This is a genomic window from Synechococcus sp. R6-5 (genome assembly GCF_047461775.1).
GTDB lineage: Bacteria > Cyanobacteriota > Cyanobacteriia > Thermostichales > Thermostichaceae > Thermostichus.
Genome location: NZ_JANSHV010000047.1, coordinates 1 through 19,873, shown reverse-complemented (window position 1 = coordinate 19,873; position 19,873 = coordinate 1). Strand labels below are relative to the sequence as shown.

At 59.9% G+C, this 19,873-nt stretch carries 15 protein-coding genes; 6 read left to right on the top strand and 9 right to left on the bottom strand.

The features are described from left to right. Positions 1-70: 70 nt before the first annotated feature. Positions 71-1,324, bottom strand: a complete 1,254-nt coding sequence (locus NW818_RS02605; RefSeq protein WP_414342885.1) for an ABC transporter substrate-binding protein — start codon at positions 1,322-1,324, stop codon at positions 71-73. 319 nt (positions 1,325-1,643) lie between these two features. On the opposite strand from NW818_RS02605, the gene NW818_RS02600 reads away from it, so the two are divergent. Further along, a complete protein-coding gene (locus tag NW818_RS02600) occupies positions 1,644-2,462 on the top strand; it encodes an ABC transporter ATP-binding protein (RefSeq protein WP_414342883.1) in 819 nt (272 codons plus the stop codon). Beyond that, the gene (locus tag NW818_RS02595) at positions 2,459-3,166 is read left to right on the top strand and encodes an ABC transporter ATP-binding protein (protein ID WP_414342882.1); all 708 of its coding nucleotides are present in this window, start codon (positions 2,459-2,461) and stop codon (positions 3,164-3,166) included. The genes NW818_RS02600 and NW818_RS02595 overlap by 4 nt, the downstream gene beginning before the upstream one ends. Before the next feature lie 35 nt (positions 3,167-3,201). Here NW818_RS02595 and recN read toward each other — a convergent pair whose 3' ends face one another. From recN to NW818_RS02570, 5 genes are all read right to left on the bottom strand, one after another. Continuing rightward, the gene (gene recN, locus NW818_RS02590) at positions 3,202-4,908 is read right to left on the bottom strand and encodes a DNA repair protein RecN (RefSeq protein ID WP_414423761.1); all 1,707 of its coding nucleotides are present in this window, start codon (positions 4,906-4,908) and stop codon (positions 3,202-3,204) included. A gap of 194 nt (positions 4,909-5,102) precedes the next feature. After that, positions 5,103-6,137 carry a M14 family metallopeptidase gene (locus NW818_RS02585; RefSeq protein ID WP_414423760.1) on the bottom strand — a complete coding sequence of 345 codons (1,035 nt, stop codon included), beginning with the start codon at positions 6,135-6,137 and terminating at the stop codon, positions 5,103-5,105. A gap of 234 nt (positions 6,138-6,371) precedes the next feature. Then, the gene (locus NW818_RS02580) at positions 6,372-7,760 is read right to left on the bottom strand and encodes a glutamate-cysteine ligase family protein (protein ID WP_414423759.1); all 1,389 of its coding nucleotides are present in this window, start codon (positions 7,758-7,760) and stop codon (positions 6,372-6,374) included. Between the two features lie 152 nt (positions 7,761-7,912). Further along, on the bottom strand, positions 7,913-9,265 hold the full coding sequence (locus tag NW818_RS02575; protein WP_414423758.1) for a TldD/PmbA family protein: 1,353 nt from the start codon (positions 9,263-9,265) through the stop codon (positions 7,913-7,915). Positions 9,266-9,339: 74 nt separating this feature from the next. Beyond that, complete coding sequence (locus tag NW818_RS02570) at positions 9,340-11,070, bottom strand: M14 family metallopeptidase (RefSeq protein ID WP_414329941.1); 1,731 nt, start codon at positions 11,068-11,070, stop codon at positions 9,340-9,342. A gap of 104 nt (positions 11,071-11,174) precedes the next feature. Between NW818_RS02570 and NW818_RS02565 the strand changes: the two genes are divergently transcribed. Further along, complete coding sequence (locus NW818_RS02565; RefSeq protein WP_414423757.1) at positions 11,175-12,485, top strand: UbiH/UbiF/VisC/COQ6 family ubiquinone biosynthesis hydroxylase; 1,311 nt, start codon at positions 11,175-11,177, stop codon at positions 12,483-12,485. Between the two features lie 80 nt (positions 12,486-12,565). On the opposite strand, the gene NW818_RS02560 is transcribed toward NW818_RS02565, so the two are convergent. Continuing rightward, positions 12,566-12,916 (bottom strand): hypothetical protein, encoded by a 351-nt coding sequence (locus tag NW818_RS02560; RefSeq protein WP_414329946.1) that lies wholly within the window; start codon positions 12,914-12,916, stop codon positions 12,566-12,568. A gap of 238 nt (positions 12,917-13,154) precedes the next feature. Between NW818_RS02560 and NW818_RS02555 the strand changes: the two genes are divergently transcribed. From NW818_RS02555 to NW818_RS02545, 3 genes are all read left to right on the top strand, one after another. Continuing rightward, on the top strand, positions 13,155-13,448 hold the full coding sequence (locus tag NW818_RS02555; protein WP_414329949.1) for a TIGR02450 family Trp-rich protein: 294 nt from the start codon (positions 13,155-13,157) through the stop codon (positions 13,446-13,448). A 364-nt stretch (positions 13,449-13,812) separates the two neighbouring features. Continuing rightward, entirely contained in the window at positions 13,813-14,322 is a 510-nt protein-coding gene (gene ispF / locus NW818_RS02550; RefSeq protein ID WP_414389319.1) for a 2-C-methyl-D-erythritol 2,4-cyclodiphosphate synthase, read from the top strand. A gap of 396 nt (positions 14,323-14,718) precedes the next feature. Next, on the top strand, positions 14,719-16,353 hold the full coding sequence (locus NW818_RS02545) for an ABC transporter substrate-binding protein (RefSeq protein WP_414423756.1): 1,635 nt from the start codon (positions 14,719-14,721) through the stop codon (positions 16,351-16,353). 120 nt (positions 16,354-16,473) lie between these two features. Here NW818_RS02545 and NW818_RS02540 read toward each other — a convergent pair whose 3' ends face one another. Continuing rightward, complete coding sequence (locus NW818_RS02540) at positions 16,474-18,639, bottom strand: glycogen debranching N-terminal domain-containing protein (protein WP_414423755.1); 2,166 nt, start codon at positions 18,637-18,639, stop codon at positions 16,474-16,476. 131 nt (positions 18,640-18,770) lie between these two features. Beyond that, positions 18,771-19,841: a glycosyltransferase family 4 protein gene (locus NW818_RS02535; protein WP_414350481.1), complete on the bottom strand. Its 1,071-nt coding sequence runs from the start codon at positions 19,839-19,841 to the stop codon at positions 18,771-18,773. Between the last annotated feature and the right edge of the window lie 32 nt (positions 19,842-19,873).

Here is a 19,873-nt window from a genome sequence, read left to right as displayed (position 1 = left end):
CAGGGTTTTGGGGGTTAGAGGCATGCTCAGAAGGAGAAACCGACCCCCACTCAGGAGCCGCAGGGGAAAATCAGCTCTCCGGCTCAAACACCTTCAGATCCACCACCTTCCCCCCTTGGAAAGTCCAGTGGGCAAAGGTGCCGGCCACCTCCCCATTCTCATCGAAGTTGATGGATCCAGAGGCGCCGGTGTAGAAGATGTCTTCCCCTTTGCCGATCAGCTCCACAGCCTTGGCCCACTCTCCGGGCAGGATCTCGGTGCCGGGGGGATTGGCCACTTCCCGCAAAGCATCCCGAACAGCAGTGCCATCGGTGCTGCCGGCTTTCTGAATGGCCAGAGCCAGGACAAAAGCGGCATCGTAGGCGGTGTCGATGTAGGGGGTGGGGGGCAGCTCCCCGTAGGCGGCTTTGTAGGCTTCGGCAAAGATTTGGTAAGCCTTGCTATCGGTGAGGGCCTGAGGCGAAACGCCGATGGATCCCTCTAGCTTTTCGGCTCCCACCTGGGCTGCCACGTCGGGAGAGCGCATGCCATCGGTGAAGACAAAGCGGTCAAACAGCCCCTCTTCCAAAGCTTGCCGCAAAATGACCACACCGTTTTCGGGGTAGCCAATCAGCACCAATGCCTGGGGATCCCCTTCCTTCAGTTGGGTCAGCTCACTGCGATAGGAAGCCTTGCCGGGCTCGTAGGGAACCGACTTGGTGATGGTGCCGCCCCGCTTTTCAAAAGCCGTCTTAAAGCTGTCGGCCAGGCCCTGGCCATAGTCGTTATTGATGTAGATGATGGCCAGGCGCTCCAGCTTCTCTTCACGGGTGATCTGGGCCAGGGCTACCCCTTGATAGGCATCGGAAGGAACTGTGCGAAACAGAAAATCGTTGTCCTCCAGAGTGGTAATGGTAGGAGCGGTGGAAGCGGGGGAAATTTGCGGGATCCGATTGGGAACCGTGACCGTCGTGGCCACCGGAATGGTGATGCCACTGCCCAAGGCGCCGATGATGCCGGCCACCTTCTCCACGGTGACCAACCGTTGAGCTGCGTCGATAGCCGGCTGAGCCGACGTCTGGTCATCCGCTTCGACCACTTGGGCAGGGGATCCCAAAATGCCACCGGCGGCGTTGATTTGGTCAATCGCCAGCTTGATCCCCTTGAGGCAGTTTTCCCCGAAGGCCTGCAGATCCCCGGTGAGAGACATTAAAGCCCCAATTTTGACCGGCCCTTGAGTTGCCTGCTGAGCCGTGCTGGGCAGCAGAGTGGTGGCAAGAGCAGCCGCCGTCAGGGCAGCCGCCGCTGCAAAGGCCCGTCGGGTGAGTTTATTCATGCGAGACATAGCCGACAACCTCCTGTGAGGGAAGAGAAAGTAGAACTCAGATCCCAAAGGTCAAGTAAAGTCAAGTGTTGAGTCGTAGCAGTCAGACGTTGACTCACCTCAAAGCGTTCCCCACTTCCTCAAGAAAAGATGGCTCCAGAAAACAGGCGGGCCAGACTCAGGATCTCGCCCGTTCCTTGGCTGCGGCCTCCAGGGGCAGTTGTCCCCCTGGGGATCCGGGAAGGATAATGGGCAAACTCGGCAATGGGCTCATTATGGGCTCATTATATGTTTGAAATACTGAACTCATCGGTCGGCGGGGTTTTCCCAAGGCAGCGGCGTGATTGTTATCGACGACATCTCCAAGCGGTTTGGCGGCATTAGCGCGGTGGATCACTGTTCCTTCCGCATCGAAACCGGTCGGATTACGGGCTTGATCGGCCCGAATGGGGCAGGGAAGACCACGCTCTTTAACATCATCGCCGGGTTTATTCGGCCCAGCAGCGGGCGCATCTGGCTGGATGGGGAAGACATCACCGGCTTGCCCCCCCATCATCTGTTTCGTCGAGGGCTGGTGCGCACCTTTCAGATCCCGCGGGAGTTTGGCCGCATGACTGTCTTGGAGAACTTAATGGTGGTTCCCCCCAATCAGATAGGGGAAAACCTATTCGCCACTTGGTTCAGTTGGCGGCAGGTGCAACGACAAGAACGCAACCTGCAAGCTCGGGCGGAAGAGGTTCTGGAACGGCTGAACCTGATCCATCTGCGGGATCAACTGGCCGTCACCCTTTCCGGGGGGCAAAAAAAACTCTTGGAACTGGGACGTACCTTGATGACCGATGCACGGGTGATCCTGCTGGACGAGCCGGGGGCTGGCGTCAACCGCACTCTGCTGGCGGATTTGATGCGTTTTATCGAGTATCTCAACCGCGAGCGCGGCTGCACCTTCTGCATCATCGAGCACGATCTGGATCTGGTGACCCGTCTCTGCGACCATGTGGTGGTCATGGCTGCCGGCAAGGTTCTCACCCAGGGATCCATGGAGGAGATCAAACAAAACCCAGCCGTGCGGGAGGCCTATTTGGGATCTGTGGCACTGGCCGACTCCCTAAACCCACCCCAACCCTCCCCTCTGCCTTCGGAGGGATCCCTCTCATGACCCCTTTGCTGGACATCCAGGATCTCTACAGCGGCTACCGGGGGGTGGACATCCTCAAGGGGATCCACCTGAAGGTGAACCCTGGGCAAATGGTGGTGATCATCGGCCCCAATGGAGCCGGCAAATCGACGGTGCTGAAATCCTTATTTGGCTTGGCCACCATCCGCTCAGGCCGAGTGCTGTTTCAGGGATCCGACATCACCCACCTGCCCGCTGAGCAACTGGTGCGACGGGGAATCGGCTTTGTGCCCCAGACCAACAATGTCTTCCCTTCCCTCACCGTGCAAGAGAACCTGGAGATGGGGGCCTTCATCCGACGCGACAACCCTGCCGCCCAACTGGAGCGGGTTTATGAGCTGTTTCCACCCCTGAAAGAGAAACGACGCCAAGCGGCGGGATCCCTATCGGGTGGACAACGGCAGATGCTGGCCATAGGGCGAGCGTTGATGGTGGAGCCGCAGTTGTTGTTGCTGGATGAGCCGACCGCCGGCCTGTCGCCGCTGTATATAGAACAGACCTTCGCCCTCCTGCGAGAGATCAACCGTCTTGGCATCAGCATCCTCATGGTGGAGCAGAATGCCAAGCAGGCCCTGAAGATGGCGGACTGGGGCTATGTTTTGTCCACGGGAGAGAACCGCTTTGAGGATACCGGCCCCAACCTGCTGAGCAATCCTGAGGTGCTGGAGCTGTTCTTGGGTGGTTGAGGCCCTCACCCCCCTCCCCTTTCCCAGAAGGAGAGTCAAGCGGGACTGGCCATTTGCTGCTTGCGCAGTTGAGCTGCTTGGTTGAGAAGAGCCTCCACAAACGTCATCGCTTCTTGGGCAGAGTGACCGGCAGTGAGTTGGGCCAGTTCTTCGCGGCGTTCCCGTTCTCCCAAAAGCTCCACCCGCACAGAAGTTCGCTTTTGGTGCACCACCTTGTGAACCCGCAGGTGGTGATCCGCCAAGGCAGCGATCAGGGGTTGGTGGGTGACGCAGAGGATCTGGTGATCTCGGGCAATGCTGTGCAGCTTGGTGGCGATGGCTTGCGCCACTTTGCCCGACACGCCGGTATCGATCTCGTCGAAAACCATGGTGGCCACCGGATCGATGCGGCTGAATACGGCTTTCAAGGCCAGCAGAAAACGGCTCATCTCGCCGCCCGAGGCAATGCTGGCCAAAGGTTGAAGAGGCTCACCCGGGTTGGGGCTAATCCAAAAACTCACTTGATCCACCCCCTCTGCTGTCGGGGGGCCGGGTTGGATCTGCACCCGGAATTGCACTGCGCTCATCCCCAGCGGGCTGAGCTCTTCTATGAGGGCCTTTTCCAGTTGACGGGCCGCTTGTTGCCGCAGTTGAGAGAGCACCTGGCAATGGCGCTCCAGGTCTTGGGCAGCTTTGTCCAGCCGCACCTGCAATTCCTCTAGGTCGGTGTTGTCTCCTCGCAGTTGGGCCAACTCCGTCTGCACCCGCTCCGCATGGGCCATCACCTCAGCCAAGGTCGGGCCGTATTTGCGGCAGGCTTGTCTGAGTTGTGCCAGGCGCCGTTCAATTTTGTTCAACCGACCGGGATCCGCCTCCAGCGTCTCGCCGTAGCGAACCAGCTCCCGCCCCACCTCCTCCACCTGAATGAGAGCGCTGCTGACCATTTCCGCCAGAGGGGCTAGGTCGGGATCCCGCTGGGTCATGGCCTGGAGCAACCGTTCTACCTGGCCCAACAGATCGGCGATGGCCGGTGAGCCGCTGTCGTTTTGATAGAGCAATTGGTGAGCTGCGTAGCTTTGCTGTTGCAGTTCCACGCGGTGGGCCAGGCGCTCCCGTTCCCGCTCCAGCTTGGCCATTTCGTCGGGATCCTCCAGGCGCAGGGCGGCCAGCTCTTGCGCTTGAAACTCCAGTAGGTCTAGCCGTTGCAGGCGCAGTTGTTGGCTTTGCCGGCGGGATTCCACCTCTGTTTTCAGATGGTTCCAGGTTTGGTAAAGGGCAGCCACTTCTGCCCGTGTTCGCAACAGCTCTTCGCCGCCAAAATCGTCCAGCCAACGGCGCTGGGTTTGGGGAGATTGGATTTGAACGGTTTGCCCCTGGGCGGTGATCTCTACCAATTTGGCCCGCAGGCTGAGCATCTGGGCTTTGTTCACCAGCACCCCATTCACCCGCAGGCGACTGGTGAGCTTGCCGTTGCGCAACACCAGCTCGCGACTACAAACCAGGCCCTCCTCTAGGGGGTCGATGTGCTCTTGTTCTAGCCAGGCTTGCAGTTCAGGATTAGGACTGAAGATCGCTTCCACCAGACCTCGTTCGCTGCCAGTTCGCAGAGCCCGAGCTGTACCTCCTAGAGCTGCATCCAGCGCATCGAGGATGATGGATTTGCCGGCCCCGGTTTCTCCGGTGAGCACGTTCAGCCCCGCTCGAAAAGGGATCTCCAATTGCTCGATCAGGGCAAAGTTCTCGATCCGCAGCAGGCGCAACATAGGGATCCCGTGGGCTCAGCGTGCCGTTGGCAGTTTTCAGGATAGGGCTTGCGGGGTCGCTCTGTCCCACGTTAGCGTACTCACCATCCCTCGGCGGACGGGTACAGCGGCCAGCGGGGAGTCTGTTATTGCAGGGGTGGGGAGCACCACCCGTTCTGGTTTGGGGATCCCCTCGGGGAAATTGGCAGCCCGGCTCAGCCCACCAGGGGGTAGCGCTCCATCAGGTAGCAGAGGCAGTCTTGGCGGATGATGCGGCTGTTGAGGGTGAGCATGCCCGGCATGATGGGCACGCTGGTGCGAATTTCTCCATTGCAGGCATAGAAAAAGCGATCCGCCACATTTTGGCCCTGCTCGTCTTGCACCTCCAGGTGGAAGCCGTTGTTCGTCCAGCCAATAGGGGTGTGGGGGGGAAGCTCCCGAAAATTGAGGAGATCCAAATCCGGCGGGAAGCGGATGTGGGAGGGGGATCCCTCTTGGTTGCCATCCTCTTCCCCAAAGCTGAAGCTCACCTGATCCGGGATTTTGACAATGGCGACGCTGTGGAACAGGTCGATATCTTGGCGGAAGACAGGGCGCTGCGGGATCGCCGACAGGTGCAGGCAGGCTTCCAAGAATTCGTAGGCATGCTGGGTGCCGTGGGGTTGATCCGGCTTGCCACACTCCAGGGTCACCGCCGGGCAGAAGCGCCCGAAGGCCATGCTCTGCACCCCTTCTGGCTTGGTGAAATAGAGGACGGTGCGCCCAAACAAGGTGGCCAGGTGCAGGGTAGGGGCATCCAGGTGATTGACACAGGCGTAGTGGGGGTTGGTGCCCGTGTTGTTGTGGATATCGACACTGGCAAAAACGCCCCGCTGCTGCATTTGCTGAAGGACGGCCTGGGCCATGGCATGTTCGGGGGTGGAGCCGGAGCCCCAAATGCGGTTGTAGTCGGGTTGGCCGTCCAGCCGCCGTTGTCCTTGACGGGCTGCATGAACATTGCCGATGAAGAGGGAAAGGGAGCGGGGCAATTCCCGTTCGCGGCAGCGGTGCAGAGGACTGTAGCGGCGGAGAAGCTGTCGCACCGCCTGCCAGCCGGTGGTTTCGTTGCCGTGCAGCAGGACGGACACAAACAGGGCGGGATCCCGTCGTCCCGGCAGATGGATGAGGGTTGGCCCACCCAATCGGTCGTAAAGCTGATGGGCCTCTAGATCCAGCAGTTGATCCGGTAGATGATCGAGAACGGTGAGCATACTGTTTGGGCTAAGAGGCTCGACTCAAACTTCTGGCTTCTGGCCTCTCTCCCTGGGGTAGGAGGGAGCAGAAGTCCAACGAAGTCCTTGGTCGCGAATGAACCGTTTCGCTGCGGTAGCTCGGGTCGCAACAAGGCCATCTGAGAGAGAGTTTGCCCACTCGAGATGCGGGCCAGGGATCCGTCCTGCCGCCGCGGTGGCCCACCGCTGGTACAACCGGCTGTGGAGAGAGCCCTAGCTGAGATCCCAGGTGTGTACCGGTTGGCCTTGCCGCTGCCGTTCCCAGTAGGCACAGGTCAATTGTTGCATATCTTTACCATGCCGAGCCACGTAGCGGCGCTGCCAGGTGGCCCCATTCTGCCCCGACTCCACCCGGGCGCGGAGAATGCCCAGGTACTCCTGAATATCGGAGGGGGCCAGATCCAGTTGAACCAAACCCGCCTCTGCTTGGGGGATCAGCTCTTCCAGCAGCAATTGGCGCAGGGATCCCTGCCAACCCTTGAGCCAAGTGATGGGGGCCTCCAGACCCCAGCGGGCCGCCGTGTAGAAATTGGCGCGGCACTGGGCAAAGCTCAGCTCCTGCTCGGGGGGGACGGGCTGGGATCCCAAGGCTTGCACCAGGCCAAAGTAGAAGGCCGCGTTGGCGATCATGTCGGGTAGGGTTGGGCCTGCCGCCGCCACCCGCTGTTCGATGCGCAAGTGGGGAACGGGATCCAAGCCGATGAGGGGTCGGTTCCAGCGCCAGATGGTGCCGTTGTGGAGGCGCAGATGGGCCAGCTCTGATGGGGAAGTGGCTAACCTTTGTGGCAATACCACCGGGTAGCGATGCACATTTTCCCAAAACAGCTCCATCAGGGATCCCTGTACATAGCCTTGCCCGAAGGTGACGCGGGGGCAGTGGGTGGGGGAGGGCGGGGGTGGCCCATCCAAAGCTTGCTCAAACAAAGGGATGCGGGTTTCTGCCCACAGATCGTGCCCGAACAGGTAGGGGGAATTGGCCGCCAGCGCCACCAAGGGGGCTGACACGAGCAGGGAAGCGTTGAAGTAACGGGCCGCCTGTTGGGGGGATACCTGCAGATGGATTTGAAAGGAGGTGGTCGCCGCCTCCAGCATGATGTCCGGGTGGGTAACCCGCAACCGCCCAGCCGGTCCTTCGATATCTAGCCCCAGGGAAGGGATCGCTTGGGATTGCTCACGCCGGTGCAAGTTCAGGATCTGCTCGTTGAGGGCCAGGTAACGCTTGCGGGGCGAGATCATCTTCAGGGTCAATTGCCGTTGCTGCACCGTAGGCAAGATGCCAATCATCATCAACCCCGCCTGCAGGTATTCAGCCACTTGGCAACAGCGATCCCACGTTTGGCCCAGCTCTTGCTGAAACTGCCGCAGAGCCAAGCCGGTCAAAACTTGGGGCCGGCTGTTGATCTCCACGTTGAACTGGGCCAGTTCCGGCACCACCAGCGGATCGTTCACCGCTTCCAGGTAGGCTGAGTTTATCGGGGCCGGATCTCCCTGAGGGGTCACCAGCCATGCCTCCAGCTCAAACCCGCCCACCGGGGATCCCTGGGCAAAGGGCTGACAAGCCGGATCCAGCCCCGGCGCACCGGCCAACCAGCGCTCGAGCAACTTCGTCTCTTGCTGGAGCCGAGCTGCAAACTGAGCAAAGTCTGCAGTACCAAAACGGAGGCAGGTGATCTCCTGGCCCATGGGAACAACTCCGCAGCTTTTGGGAATGAGGTTAATCGCTGTTGCCGGGATCTCGACACCCCTAGCTTTACTTAGCCCGCAGTGATGGATACATCTTCAATGCGCAGGGCGGGAAAGGCAGCCGTGCCGTTGAAAACCGTTACTTCCTGGGAAATGGCGGAGATATTGCGCAAACAATCGTAGAGATTGCCGGCAATGGTGGTCTCCAGGATGGGGCGTTTCTCGCCGCCTTTGACCAAGAAGCCCCCTTTCACCACCCCAGAAAAGTCACCGGTAATGGGGTTGCTGCTGCCGGAGAGGCGGGTGACGATAACTCCCCGATCCATCGCGTAGAGCTCGGACAGGGGGGTTGTCCCTGGGGCCACCCTCAGGCAAGCCGGCCCTACTCCCGGCAGGCTGCCTGCTCCCCCTGTGGCATGGCCGTTGGAGGGAACGCCAGCAGCGCGGGACTCGTAGCTGTTGTACATGAAGTTGCAGAGGATCCCTTCATGAATCAGGGGGGTAATCTGGCGCGGGATCCCTTCGCGGTCAAAGGGCTCAATGGGGTAGCCGGGCAGGCCCAGGCCTTCAGAAACCACGGTGAGCAACGGGCTGGCGATCCGGGATCCCATTTTTTGCGCCAAGGGGCTTTTGCCTTTGCGCACCGCATCTGCCCCCAAGACAAAGAGGAGATCCCCCAGGAAGTCCTCCACCACATCTGGAGGGAGAATGATAGGGCCGCGAAAGCTCTCCCCTTCGGTAGCCCCCAGCGCGCCCACGCATTTCTGGACAAAGCGATCAAAAGCCCGCTCCAGCGCCGGCACCAGATCGGCCCGCTTCTGCACACTGTCGCCGTCGTAGGCAAAGCTGCCCACCTCGTCCCCGTCGATGGCCATGCCAAACAGGGATCCCCCCGCCTCGACACTGTGGTAGTTGGCCCGGATGCCGGTGGAAGAGGCGATGGCCAGGGTCTCTTCCTCCACGCTGAGGGAGCCGCTGTCGATGGTGATGCGAGGGTCTTTGGATCGCACCCACTCCAGCAATTGGGATCCCAACTGGGTCAGGGTGGCGGCATCCAGTTCCAGCAGCCCCGGATCAAGGGCAAAGGGCACCTGGGGCAGAGGTTGGGGCTCCGGCAGCCCGTTGAGGGGATCCGCCGGCGAAGCCTTGGCCATGGCTACAGCCTCAGCCGCCGTCTCGGCCAGCTCTTCCGGGCGGTTGGAGGTGGCAAAGCCCAGCCTGCCGTCGCAGAAAACCCGGATGCCGAACAGGGTCTCGCTGCTGCTGCGGGCCAGGTTGAGGTCATTTTTCTCAAAAGTGACTTCCGTTTCCCGGCCTGAGTTGGCAAACACTTCTGCCTGGTCGGCTCCAGCAGCCAATGCCTTGTGTACACCCTGTTCACAAAGATCCAGCAGGTTTTCCGGGGAAATGATGGAGCTGGGCATAAAAGTGAGATGGCAAGAGGACAGTCCCATTATCGGCCATGGCTCAGAGCTACTTTTCCCTGACCCCCTGCCGTCTATGGAGTCCCAGCACCCACCCCTTCGTCCGACAACGTCACTCTGGTGCGCACCGTTCCAGCCCGCTCCGCCTGGGCAACAATCAGCAGAGAGCTGCCCACAGGGGCTTGAACCACCCACTCCACCTTGCGGCGGTAATCCACGCCGCTGCCTGAGGACAGGATTTCTCCGTAGGCTTTGTTGGAACGGCCCTCCAAATGCCCGATCTCCTGCTTCTGGGATCCCACGATGACAGTGGATCCCTCAGGCAACTCCAGACGGACTTGAATGGGCCGCACCGCCCTGCGTTCTAGGGCTTTTTGGCTGGTGTAGGTAGGCAAGAACCCTTGATTTTCGTATTGCACCACCACCCGGAACAAAGACTGGGATCCCTCACGTGCCCACCCAAGCCGGCGAACTTCGCTGCGGGCCAAGGCCAGCCGCGGCGACATCAGGGCATGGGCAATGGCAAAACGGCAGTGCTTCTCGCACAGTTCCGGCAACATCTCTGGGGGCGCATTTTGCCAAACGGCCTTGTAGTCCCAACCGCCAATTTCCACCCTGCCCAACTGGGGGTGCTCAAAGGGCTGCCAGTCGATGAAGCCACGCCCTCCCAAGACCCGATCATTCCACTTCAACATCTTCAAATCGTCAGCTTCGGGGTGCCAGCGGAACCACTGGATAAAGTCCTTTTTCACCACGCCGGCTTCCGTGGGCAGATCCCAAAGCTCCGTGGTGAACCCATACCAGCCGAAGGTGTCATAGGCGTAGCTGTTGAAATTGCCGTGGCTAACCTTCTTGGGGTGATAGCGAAACTGGTGATAGCCAGAGATGGTCGGGTAGCCGGTGATCTCGGTGGCCCTCTCCCCAATTAACTTGTAGATGTCCAGATCTTCTGGGGGATAGTACTCATCTGGGTGGGTGGCGTAGGGGCGAATGTGAACCGCTGAAGAAGTGTGATAAGTAACAAAGCCGTTGATATTGCGGTGGCTGCGCAAAAACTCCCCAATGGCTCGCGTTTCCGGCTCAGAATAGGGAAAGTCTCCCGCTCCCACCTGCTCATTTTCTGGTACCCATTCGTGGGGATAGTTGCGGTTGAAGTCCAGCCCTTCAAGGGGTGGGGCCACCGGCACATCGTAGCCATCGAACTCCCGAATCAGCCCTTCGGTCATCAAGTGGTAGTAGGTGCCGCCGAATTCCTCCGGATCCCGTCGCACCAAGATCCTGGGATCCAACGACGACACTTTCCATGCTCCACAGGGATCCTCTTTGCGCATCTGGAGGATCTTGCCGTCCCCGTTCACGTCCTCGGGGTAGAGGCCCGGCTGGGGTTCCGGCTCTGGATAGGGGCGAGGGCCCGAACGCAAACGGTAGGGGGTGGTTAGATATTTCTCGGCCCCATCGACGGCAATGCGGGGCAGCACGTAAACGGTGTAGCCATCCAGCAGGCGCGTCACCCGCTCCTCTTGGCCGTAGTGGGTGAGCAGGTAGTGGATGTCGTAAAGGGCAACGGCGGATCCCGTGACTTCTCCGGCATGGGTGTTGGCATCGATCCAGTAGGCGGGTTTTTCCAGGGCTGGCCCGGTGCGACGCTGGGTTAGAGTAGCCAAAACAATGTCGCGCCCTTCGTAGCTCCGCCCAATCACCTCCCACGTGATCAAGTCTGGGTAGGCTACCGCCATCTGCCGCAGAAATTCCAGAATCTCAGCATGGGTAAAAAAGTGGCTGAAATCAAACGGTGCAACCGACATGGATCCCTCGTAGCACTTTGACCCAATTTACTGCTTGATCCTCGGCGGCCTGCCGGGTGCAGGAACCCTAGAATGGAAGTTAAGCCTACTTGCCGTGAGTGCCCATGAGCCTTTTGCCCACTTCCGCTGCTCCCCTAGCCATTGCTCCGACAGCAGCCAAGCCAAGGCGACTGGACTTCGAGGTGGTGATTGCCGGAGCTGGGATGGTGGGATCCACCTTAGCAGCCGCTTTGGGCCAGGCCGGGATCCGCGTCGGGCTGATCGAGGGGCGGGATCTCTCGCAGGGGGTGGGGGCGGATGGCCGAGCCAGCGCTTTGGCTCTGGGGACAGCTCGTATTCTGCAGCGGATTGGGGTATGGCCCCTTATGGAGGCCTGGGGAGTTTCTCCCATCCACCGCATTCAGGTCTCTGATGGGGAAGGCCCCTGGGTGGCTCAGCTGCGCCGTGAGATGCTCCAAGCGCCGGCCCTGGGCTACGTCGTGGAAAATCAAATCACCCAAAAGGCCCTGTTGCAGCGCATTCGCGAGTGCCCTTCGGTAACCCTTTTCAGCCCTGCTCAGGCGCAAAGTTTCTCCCCTGCAGCAGATCACATTCGGGTAGAGCTGGCCCAGGAGGGATCCCGGCAAACTCTGCGAGCTGCTTTGCTGGTGATTGCAGATGGGGCCCGTTCGCGGCTGCGGGAACAGGCTGGGATCCCGTTATCCTGCTGGGGCTATGGGCAGGTGTGCATCGTTTCCACCCTCACCCATGAGCATCCTCACCGGCAGGTGGCCTACGAGCGCTTTCAGGTCAGCGGTCCCTTCGCCATTTTGCCCACCTCCGATCCCCATCGCAGTTGTGTCGTCTGGACAGTTCGCCAAGCGGATCGAGATCGGCTGATGGGCTTATCTGAGGCTGAGTTTCTGCAGGCCATCCGGCCTTGGTTTGGATCCCAGTTGGGAGCCTTGCTGGCGGCCTCTCCCAGAGCCTGTTATGAGCCACAGCGGGCCCATGCCCAAACCTACATCGGATCCCGGCTGGCTTTGGTGGGGGATGCTGCCCATACCACCCATCCGCTGGGGGGGCAGGGAGCGAATCTGGGCATGCGGGATGTGGCGGCCTTGGCTGCCCTGTTGATCGAAGCCAAAATGGCGGGCCGGGATCCCGGCGATCCGGCTTTGCTACAAGCCTACGAGCGCTGTCGCCGCCCAGAAAACGCGCTGGTTCTTTTTGCAACCGATGCTGCCAATCGCCTCTTTTCCAACCGAAGCTGGCCGTTGCTGGTCTTGCGTCGCCTGGGCCTGTGGGGACTGGAGGTTTTGCCGCTGCTCAAGCCTGCTTTGATGCGCCAAGCAATGGGGATCCGCCCCCACCAACCCCAACTGCAGCAGCTCCCTTTCCCTGCACCCCCGGAACCTCTGGCTACGCCTGTCTAGATCCGGCCAAACTGTTGAGAGCTGGGCCCAGATCCTCGCCCGCCGCCTTTGTCCCCAGCAGACCAAGCGCTCCACAGGGATCAAGGCTGCTCCAGGGGTAAGTCTGAAAACAGCAATGGGGCAATATTGGCCGCCTGGTTGATGGGGATCTCGTCGTTGACGGCATACTGATAAAACTGATCCAAGCGCCGACACAAACCTTCTGGGGTCAAAGCCTGCACATTGGAGCTGATGATATAGCTTTGGGAAGGAGAGGCGCGAAACGCTTGAAAGGCTTTGCGACAAAAGTCCTGCTTGGCCTCCGGGTCTGCTTGTCGCCACTCTGGCCCCGTAAGTTTGCCGGACAAAGTGGGGCCGGTTGCCGCTCCCAAGGGCAGGCCTGTTCCCAAGATTAGGCCAGCCAGGATCAGAAACAGAAGGCCCCCCTTCAAGACTGCCTGCCAGAAAGAGAACTGAAGCCGTTGCCGGTGCTGCTCCATGGTTGGATAGGCTGGAGTGGAAAGGGATCCCCTCGATCATACCGATCACACATACCGATCACAGGCGGATCTGAGGGAAACTCAGGATCTCGGCTGGCTTTGCCGCTCCCCTCGATCCCCGCTGCCGTCCTCAGGAATGGCCGGAAAGCTGGGTCCCTTTCATCCCTTACCCGCTCGCACCCTCCGTCCCGTGGCTCGCAACAAACCCCGTCGGAAACAGCCTTTCCCGCACCTCCTCGGCTCCAAATGGACTTCCGTTCAGCCTGTTCTGGGTTGGCGACATTTTCAGGTCACCGCTCGCCAACAAGGGGAAGGAGGGCTGGTGTTTGCCGAGCTCAGAGCCGTCTGCGATCCCCAGGTGCGCCTCTGGGTCAACGCAGCCACCCTGAAGAACCGGGATCTTTGGCAGCCGGGCTGGACGCCTCTCGAAGACGGGATCCCCTGTGGGCGGCAGGATCCCCTTCTGGACAGGGCTGGGGGATAGTTTCTCTCAAGCTGGGGCTCAGGGATCGATTAGGATCATCTCTCTAGTGTGGTGTTTTAATTCGGAAGCTTGAGGAGAAGAAAGCGGGATGGCCAGATGTGACGTTTGCGGAAAAGATCTTAGCTACAGCGATTATCAGTGGGCCAAGCGCTGCGCCAATCCCTACGGGAAGTCTCACCTCATCTGCTTCGACTGCTACAGTGGTTCGTCTTGTCCCATCTGCTATTCCCCTCTGGAGCCGGCAGAATAGAAAGAGGCGTTCTCAAAAGCTGCTTGTCGGTTACTCGACTCCCATCCCCCTAGCTCCTCGGAGGGGGCGATGGTCGACAAGGGTCTCGATGGTTTTCCCAAGGGAGCCGGAAAAGTGCGCATTGGCCAGGGCTACGACATCCACCGCCTCGTCGAGGGGCGCCCCTTGATCCTGGGCGGGATCCGGATCCCTTACGAGAAGGGACTGTTGGGCCATAGCGACGCCGATGTGCTTACCCACGCCATCATGGATGCTCTCCTGGGGGCAGCAGCCCTGCGGGATATTGGCTTTTACTTTCCCCCGGAAGAAGAACGCTGGAAAGGGGCCGATAGCATCCTTCTATTGCAGCAAGTGGTGCAACTGGTGAGCCAAGAAGGCTGGCGAATTGTCAATGTGGACAGTGTGGTGGTGGCGGAGCAGCCCAAGCTCAAACCTCACATCCCCGCCATGCAGGCCCGCCTGGCAGAGGCGATGCAGATCTCCCCCAAGCAAGTGGGGGTCAAGGCTACTACTAACGAAAAACTGGGCCCCATAGGTCAGGGAGAGGCCATTGCTGCCTTCGCAGTAGCCCTGTTGCTGGAACAGAGAGGACAAGCTTCCTCTGACCTTCCCATCAGAATCTGAAAAGAACCTGGTCACCCCACTGCCTGAGCTGCCAAACTGGCAAGCAATCGCTCCCTCAAAAACGCAGAATCTGCCCAAGTCGCAGTCAAACCACCCATTACCTGGATCCCCAACTTTCCCTCTGGGAAAGGGGCCGGGAGGGGGGCTACTCCTCTAGGAGAAGGGCTGGGGGTGAGGGCCTCAGCAGCGCGGAGCGCTTGGGCCACAGGGCGCGGGATGCGGGCGAGCCGTCCCAAACTTGCTTGGAACAACGACTTGGCAAAAGAAATGGCGGGCCAAAACAACACCTCGGCAAACCGACTCAGGAGGAACCTTTTTGTCTCTCTACTAGGGATCCTCCTGCTCTGGCTTGGTGCCTGTGCTGCCCCTGCCCGCCCCCCCCATCTGGTTGCCACAGTGACTTCAGATCCCAAAACCTTCAACACCTATTTGGCTGCCGAAAGCTCTAGCCGCGACGCTATCGCCTACCTAGAGGCGGGCTTGGTCACCTTGGATGAGGATACCCTCTTGCCCAAACCGGAGCTGGCGGAAGGCTGGGAAGTGTCTGAGGACGGCTTGCGGTATGTCTTTACCTTGCGGGAGGGGCTGCGCTGGTCGGATGGAGAGCCTCTGACAGCAGCAGATGTGGACTTTACCTTTAACCGCATCATCTTCAACGAGCGGATCCCGACTTCTGCGCGGGATGTGAAGCGAATTGGAGAAGCCGGAGCATTGCCTCAGGTGCGGGCGCTGGACGAGCGGCGGATTGAGTTCGTTTTGCCGGAGCCCTTCGCTCCCTTTCTGCTGCAGGCCGGATCCCCTATTTTGCCCAAGCACATCCTCGAGCCCACTGTCGAGCAGTTGGACAGCCGGGGCAACCCCCTTTTCTTGCAAACCTGGGGTATCGACACGCCGGTGCAGCAATTGGTGGGGGCTGGCCCCTATGTCATGCAGGAATACACCCCTGGCCAACGGCTGGTGTACCGGCCCAATCCCTACTACTGGAAGGGGGAAGGGATCCCGCGCATTGAACGGGTAATCCTGCGCATTGTGGACTCAGAGGACACCGCGCTGCTGCAGTTTCGCTCCGGCGAGACCGACGTGTTTTCGGTGCGGGGGAGAGATTTTCAGCTCTTGAAGCGGGAAGAAGAACGGGATCAGTTCACCATCTACAATCTCGGCCAGACATTGAACAACAGTTTCTTTGCCTTCAACCTCAGCCGCGCCCGTAACCCCCAGACCGGGCGGCCTTTTGTGGATCCCGTCAAAAGCCGCTGGTTTAACGATTTGAACTTCCGCCGGGCGGTGGCCCACGCCATGAACCGGCAGTTTTACGTCGATAGCGTCCTGCAAGGGTTGGGCCAGATCCAGCACTCGGTCTTCTCCCCCGCCAGCCCCTTCTACCTCAGCCCTGAAGAGGGCTTGCCCACCTACGACTACAACCCTGAAAAAGCGCGGCAACTGCTCCTCGATGCCGGATACACCTATGATGCGGAGGGCCACCTGCGGGATTCCGAGGGCAACCGTATCCGTTTCACCTTGCTCACCAACGCCGGCAACAATCAGCGGGAGGCCACTGGCGCGTTGATCAAAGCTGATCTGGAGCGGATCGGCATCACCGTTGATTTTACCCCCATCGCCTTCAACACCCTGGTGCAGCGCACCGATAGCCGCGACTGGGAAACCCTGCTGCTGGGCTTTGGTGGCGGCGGCACCGAGCCCAACAACGGCTCCAACATCTGGCGCAGCGACGGCCGTTTGCACCTCTTTAATCTGGGAGATTTGCCCGGCAACCCGGCAGAAGGGGTTGAGGTGAGCGATTGGGAACGGGAGATCGACCGCATCTTTATCGAAGGGGTGCGGGAGCTAGACTTTGAAAAGCGCAAGGCCCTCTACGACCGGTTTCAAATCATCATCCAGGAACAGCTGCCCCAAATTGGCACTTTCAACCCCCTGGTTCTCTCAGCCCTGCGCAACCGCATTCAAGGGGTGGATCCCCGACCCATTCTGGGGCCATTGTGGAATTTGGATCAGCTCTACATTAACTTCTGATGATGTGGGTGATGTGGGATAGGGAGAGGCTGTCTGAACTGTTGAGTTGTGTCCCTATCGCCACATTTGGCAGGTGAAACTTAGTTGTAGGTTGGGTTGCGGATGTCTTGAATTTTGCAACTATTTCACCGTCAACTCCACGTCCCCCGCACTCCTGAGAATGTTGATCCCCACTCCCCCCGCTTGTAAATAGAGGCCGATGTCCAGGGATCCCTGGCCCACCTGCACATTCTCAAGAATGACATGGGGCAGCCACAGGGGCAGAGTGGGCTTGGTTAAATGTACCCGTTGAGCCAGCCCGTCGATCTCCAGCCCCAGACAAGCCTGCAGCAGCAAAAACACACTGGCCGCCGCCCAAGACTGGGGCAGACAGGCCACCGGATAAAGGGTGGGGCCCTCCCGCTGCCGACGACCAAAACCGCAAAACAGCTCCGGCAACCGCTTCAGCTCCAAAAACTGGCTGGCATCGAACAGCGCTGTCAAGACCCGCACCGCTTCGCCCTTGAAGCCATAGCGAGATAAGCCTGCGGCAATCAAGGCATTGTCGTGGGGCCAGATGGAGCCATTGTGGTAGGACATGGGGTTGTAGCGCCCCTCTCCCTCCGGCACCGTGCGGATCCCCCAGCCGCTGAAGAAAGCTGGCTCCAGCAGTTGCCGGGCAATGCAGGCAGCATGCTCGGGATGGGCAATCCCCGAAAACAGACAGTGGCCCATGTTGGAGCTGCGCACCCGGCAGGGTTGCTTCTGGCCATCCAAAGCCAGGGCATAGCCCCCCAACTCTTCGCACCAGAAGTGATCCCAAAACTGCTGCTGCAGCTTTTCCGCTTGTTGTCGCAACTGGGCTGCTTGCTCTTGCCGCCCCAGCAGCTCGGCCATCTCTGCTGCCAACTGCTTAGCTTCGTAGGCATAGCCCTGCACCTCGCACAGGGCCAAGGGGGGTTCTGCCAGGGATCCGTCCGGGTAGAAGATGGCATCTTCAGAATCTTTCCAGCCCTGGTTGCGCAGGCCCCGCCGCGCCTTGCCGGCATACTCCAAAAAGCCGTCCCCGTCCGCATCCCCGTAAGTGTCCATCCAGTGCAGGGCTGCTTCGATGTTTGGCCAGAGCTGCCGCAACAGCTCTAGATCGCCGCTGCGGCGCACGTAGCGCCCTGCTAGCACCACAAACAAAGGGGTGGAGTCAATGCTGCCGAAATAATTGCCAAAGGGGATCTCGCGCGTCTTGGCCATCTCGCTGGAGCGCTGCTCATGCAGGATCTTGCCAGGCTCGGCATCGCGGCTGGGATCCACCTCCTGGGCCTGGTGGGCCGCCAGATACAGCAGCACCCCCCGCGCCAAGTCTGGAAACCACCAGAGAGTGGCCAGGGCGGTGATCAGGGCGTCGCGCCCGAAGACCGTGGTAAACCAAGGCACCCCCGCATAGGGATAAAGCCCGTAGGGAGTGCGGGTGAGCATCATCAGCAGATCATCCCGTGAGGCGTTGAGCCAATCGTTAAACTGAGCATTGCCGGTGTCGATCCGGTGGGCTTGCGCCCGCAAGGAAGCCCTTTGCTCCCGCTCCGCCTGCAGAGCCTCCTGGTAGGTCAAAGGGGCAATCTCCTCCCCGCCGTAGCTGCAGATCACCCTCAGCTCCAAATCCCGTTCCTCCTGCGGGGCCAAAGGCACCCACCACTGCGCCAGCTTCTCCGACACTAGCTCCGGCGCCGGCAAAAATTGCAACTGGGTTTGCCGCTCCACTCCATCCAAGCCGCGGTAGCGGAGAACCACTCCCTCAGGGTTCACCTGGGCCGGCAGCACTTGACCCCGCTGGGCCCGTCGGATGCCCCGGATCTCAAAAATATCGGCAAAGTCCGCCTCAAAGCGCAGGGTAATCGGCACGCGAAACGGCTCCGAGCCGTAGTTGTGAATGCGAATGCGCTCGTAGGCTACGTTGTTCCACAGAAAAGTAGTCCGTAGAACATGCAGAGTATCTTGACCGATAAACTGCCCCTCTGAGGTGGTGAACTCCGGGTTGGTCAGATCCACCGCCAAAATATCTTTGTCTTCCCGCACCTCTGAGCTGAGCAGCAGGAACTGCTTTCCCTGCAAGTCCAACACCCAGCGGGACAAAAAGCGGGTGTCGTCCCGGAAGAGGCCATGATCCCGGATGCCGAGGGGGCGCATGTTCCCTCGCCGGTCAAAGATGGCAAAGCAGTTGTCATGCTTGAGAACATGAGAGCGTGCCTCCACCCAAGAGGCGCTGGCCCGGATGTAGTACTGATCTTGAATTTGGATGATGTCTTCTGCCATCTCGGTCTTCTCGATCCCTATCCAGCCGGTCTCCTACGCGAACAGCTTACTGCTATCGGTCCACTCAAAGAAGGCGAAGAAGCAGGGGCCCCCCGATGCAGCCCAGCAGCCCTAGCTGCTACTTGGCCCATCTAAGCCTTATTAAGCTGCCTTCTTCGCGACATCTCCTGCCGCTCGTTCACCAGTTGGCGGTAGAGAGCCTCGTAGTCCGACACCATTCTTTCCACGCTGAACCGCTCCTCAAACACCTGCCGCACCCCGGCTCGGCTCAGGGATCCCACCTTCTCCACAGCCTCCACTGCTTCCTCCACCGAGTCGACAATAAAGCCGGAGCGCCTGTCGGCCATTACCTCGGGTACTGAGCCAAAACGGGTGGCAATTACCGGCGTGCCACAGGCCATCGCTTCAATCATCACCAGCCCAAAGGGCTCCGGCCAGCGGATGGGAAACAGCACCGCATAGGCCTTGCCCAAAAACTCGCTTTTCTCTTGGTCGGTGATTTCCCCTATGATCTCCACATTGGGGTGGCGACTGGCCAAAGGCTTAATTTCTAACTCGTAGTACTGGCGATCCACCGCATCGATCTTGATAGCAGCCTTCAGCGGCATCCCTGCCCGCGCCGCAATTTCAATAGCCGTGTCCAGCCCTTTTTCCGGGGAGACCCGGCCCAAAAAGGCCAGGTAGTCCCCCTTTTCTGGATAGAAACGGTGGAGATCCAGGGGCAAGCCGTGGTAGACCGTCCCCACCCAGCGGGCCTGGGGCAGCGGCAGCCGCTGGGCGTTGGAGATGGAGACCACCGGAATGTCCTGAAACTCGGTGTAGAGGGGCTGCAGCTCCGGAATGTCCAGTCGCCCGTGTAGGGTGGCCAAAAAAGAAACCTGCGGGTGGCGACGGGCCAGGGCATAGGGATAGTAGTCGATGTGGCCGTGGATAATGTCAAACTCGTCGGCCATCTGAAAGGCTTTCTCGACCATCAAAACATGAGGAGCCACTGTGTCGATGGCCGTGGGATCCAAACGCAAAGCCCGCTCCCGAAAGGGGATGAGGCGAGCCTGGGTTTGGGAGTCGCCGCTGGCAAACAACGTCACCTCATGCCCCCGCCGCACCAGCTCTTCGGTGAGCCAAGACACAACCCGCTCAGTGCCGCCGTAGAGCTTGGGGGGCACACTCTCATGCAAAGGGGCAATCTGAGCAATGCGCATAGCCATCCTGATACATTTACGCTGAACACTGC

Excerpts from the sequence above, each read along its gene's own strand:
- recN (WP_414423761.1), bottom strand. The coding sequence starts at position 4,908 with ATGTTGCGCCTGCTGCGGATCGAGAACTTTGCCCTGATCGAGCAATTG.
- NW818_RS02565 (WP_414423757.1), top strand. The coding sequence starts at position 11,175 with ATGAGCCTTTTGCCCACTTCCGCTGCTCCCCTAGCCATTGCTCCGACA.
- NW818_RS02570 (WP_414329941.1), bottom strand. The coding sequence starts at position 11,070 with ATGTCGGTTGCACCGTTTGATTTCAGCCACTTTTTTACCCATGCTGAG.
- NW818_RS02540 (WP_414423755.1), bottom strand. The coding sequence starts at position 18,639 with ATGGCAGAAGACATCATCCAAATTCAAGATCAGTACTACATCCGGGCC.
- NW818_RS02605 (WP_414342885.1), bottom strand. The coding sequence starts at position 1,324 with ATGTCTCGCATGAATAAACTCACCCGACGGGCCTTTGCAGCGGCGGCT.
- NW818_RS02585 (WP_414423760.1), bottom strand. The coding sequence starts at position 6,137 with ATGCTCACCGTTCTCGATCATCTACCGGATCAACTGCTGGATCTAGAG.
- NW818_RS02535 (WP_414350481.1), bottom strand. The coding sequence starts at position 19,841 with ATGCGCATTGCTCAGATTGCCCCTTTGCATGAGAGTGTGCCCCCCAAG.
- NW818_RS02595 (WP_414342882.1), top strand. The coding sequence starts at position 2,459 with ATGACCCCTTTGCTGGACATCCAGGATCTCTACAGCGGCTACCGGGGG.
- NW818_RS02575 (WP_414423758.1), bottom strand. The coding sequence starts at position 9,265 with ATGCCCAGCTCCATCATTTCCCCGGAAAACCTGCTGGATCTTTGTGAA.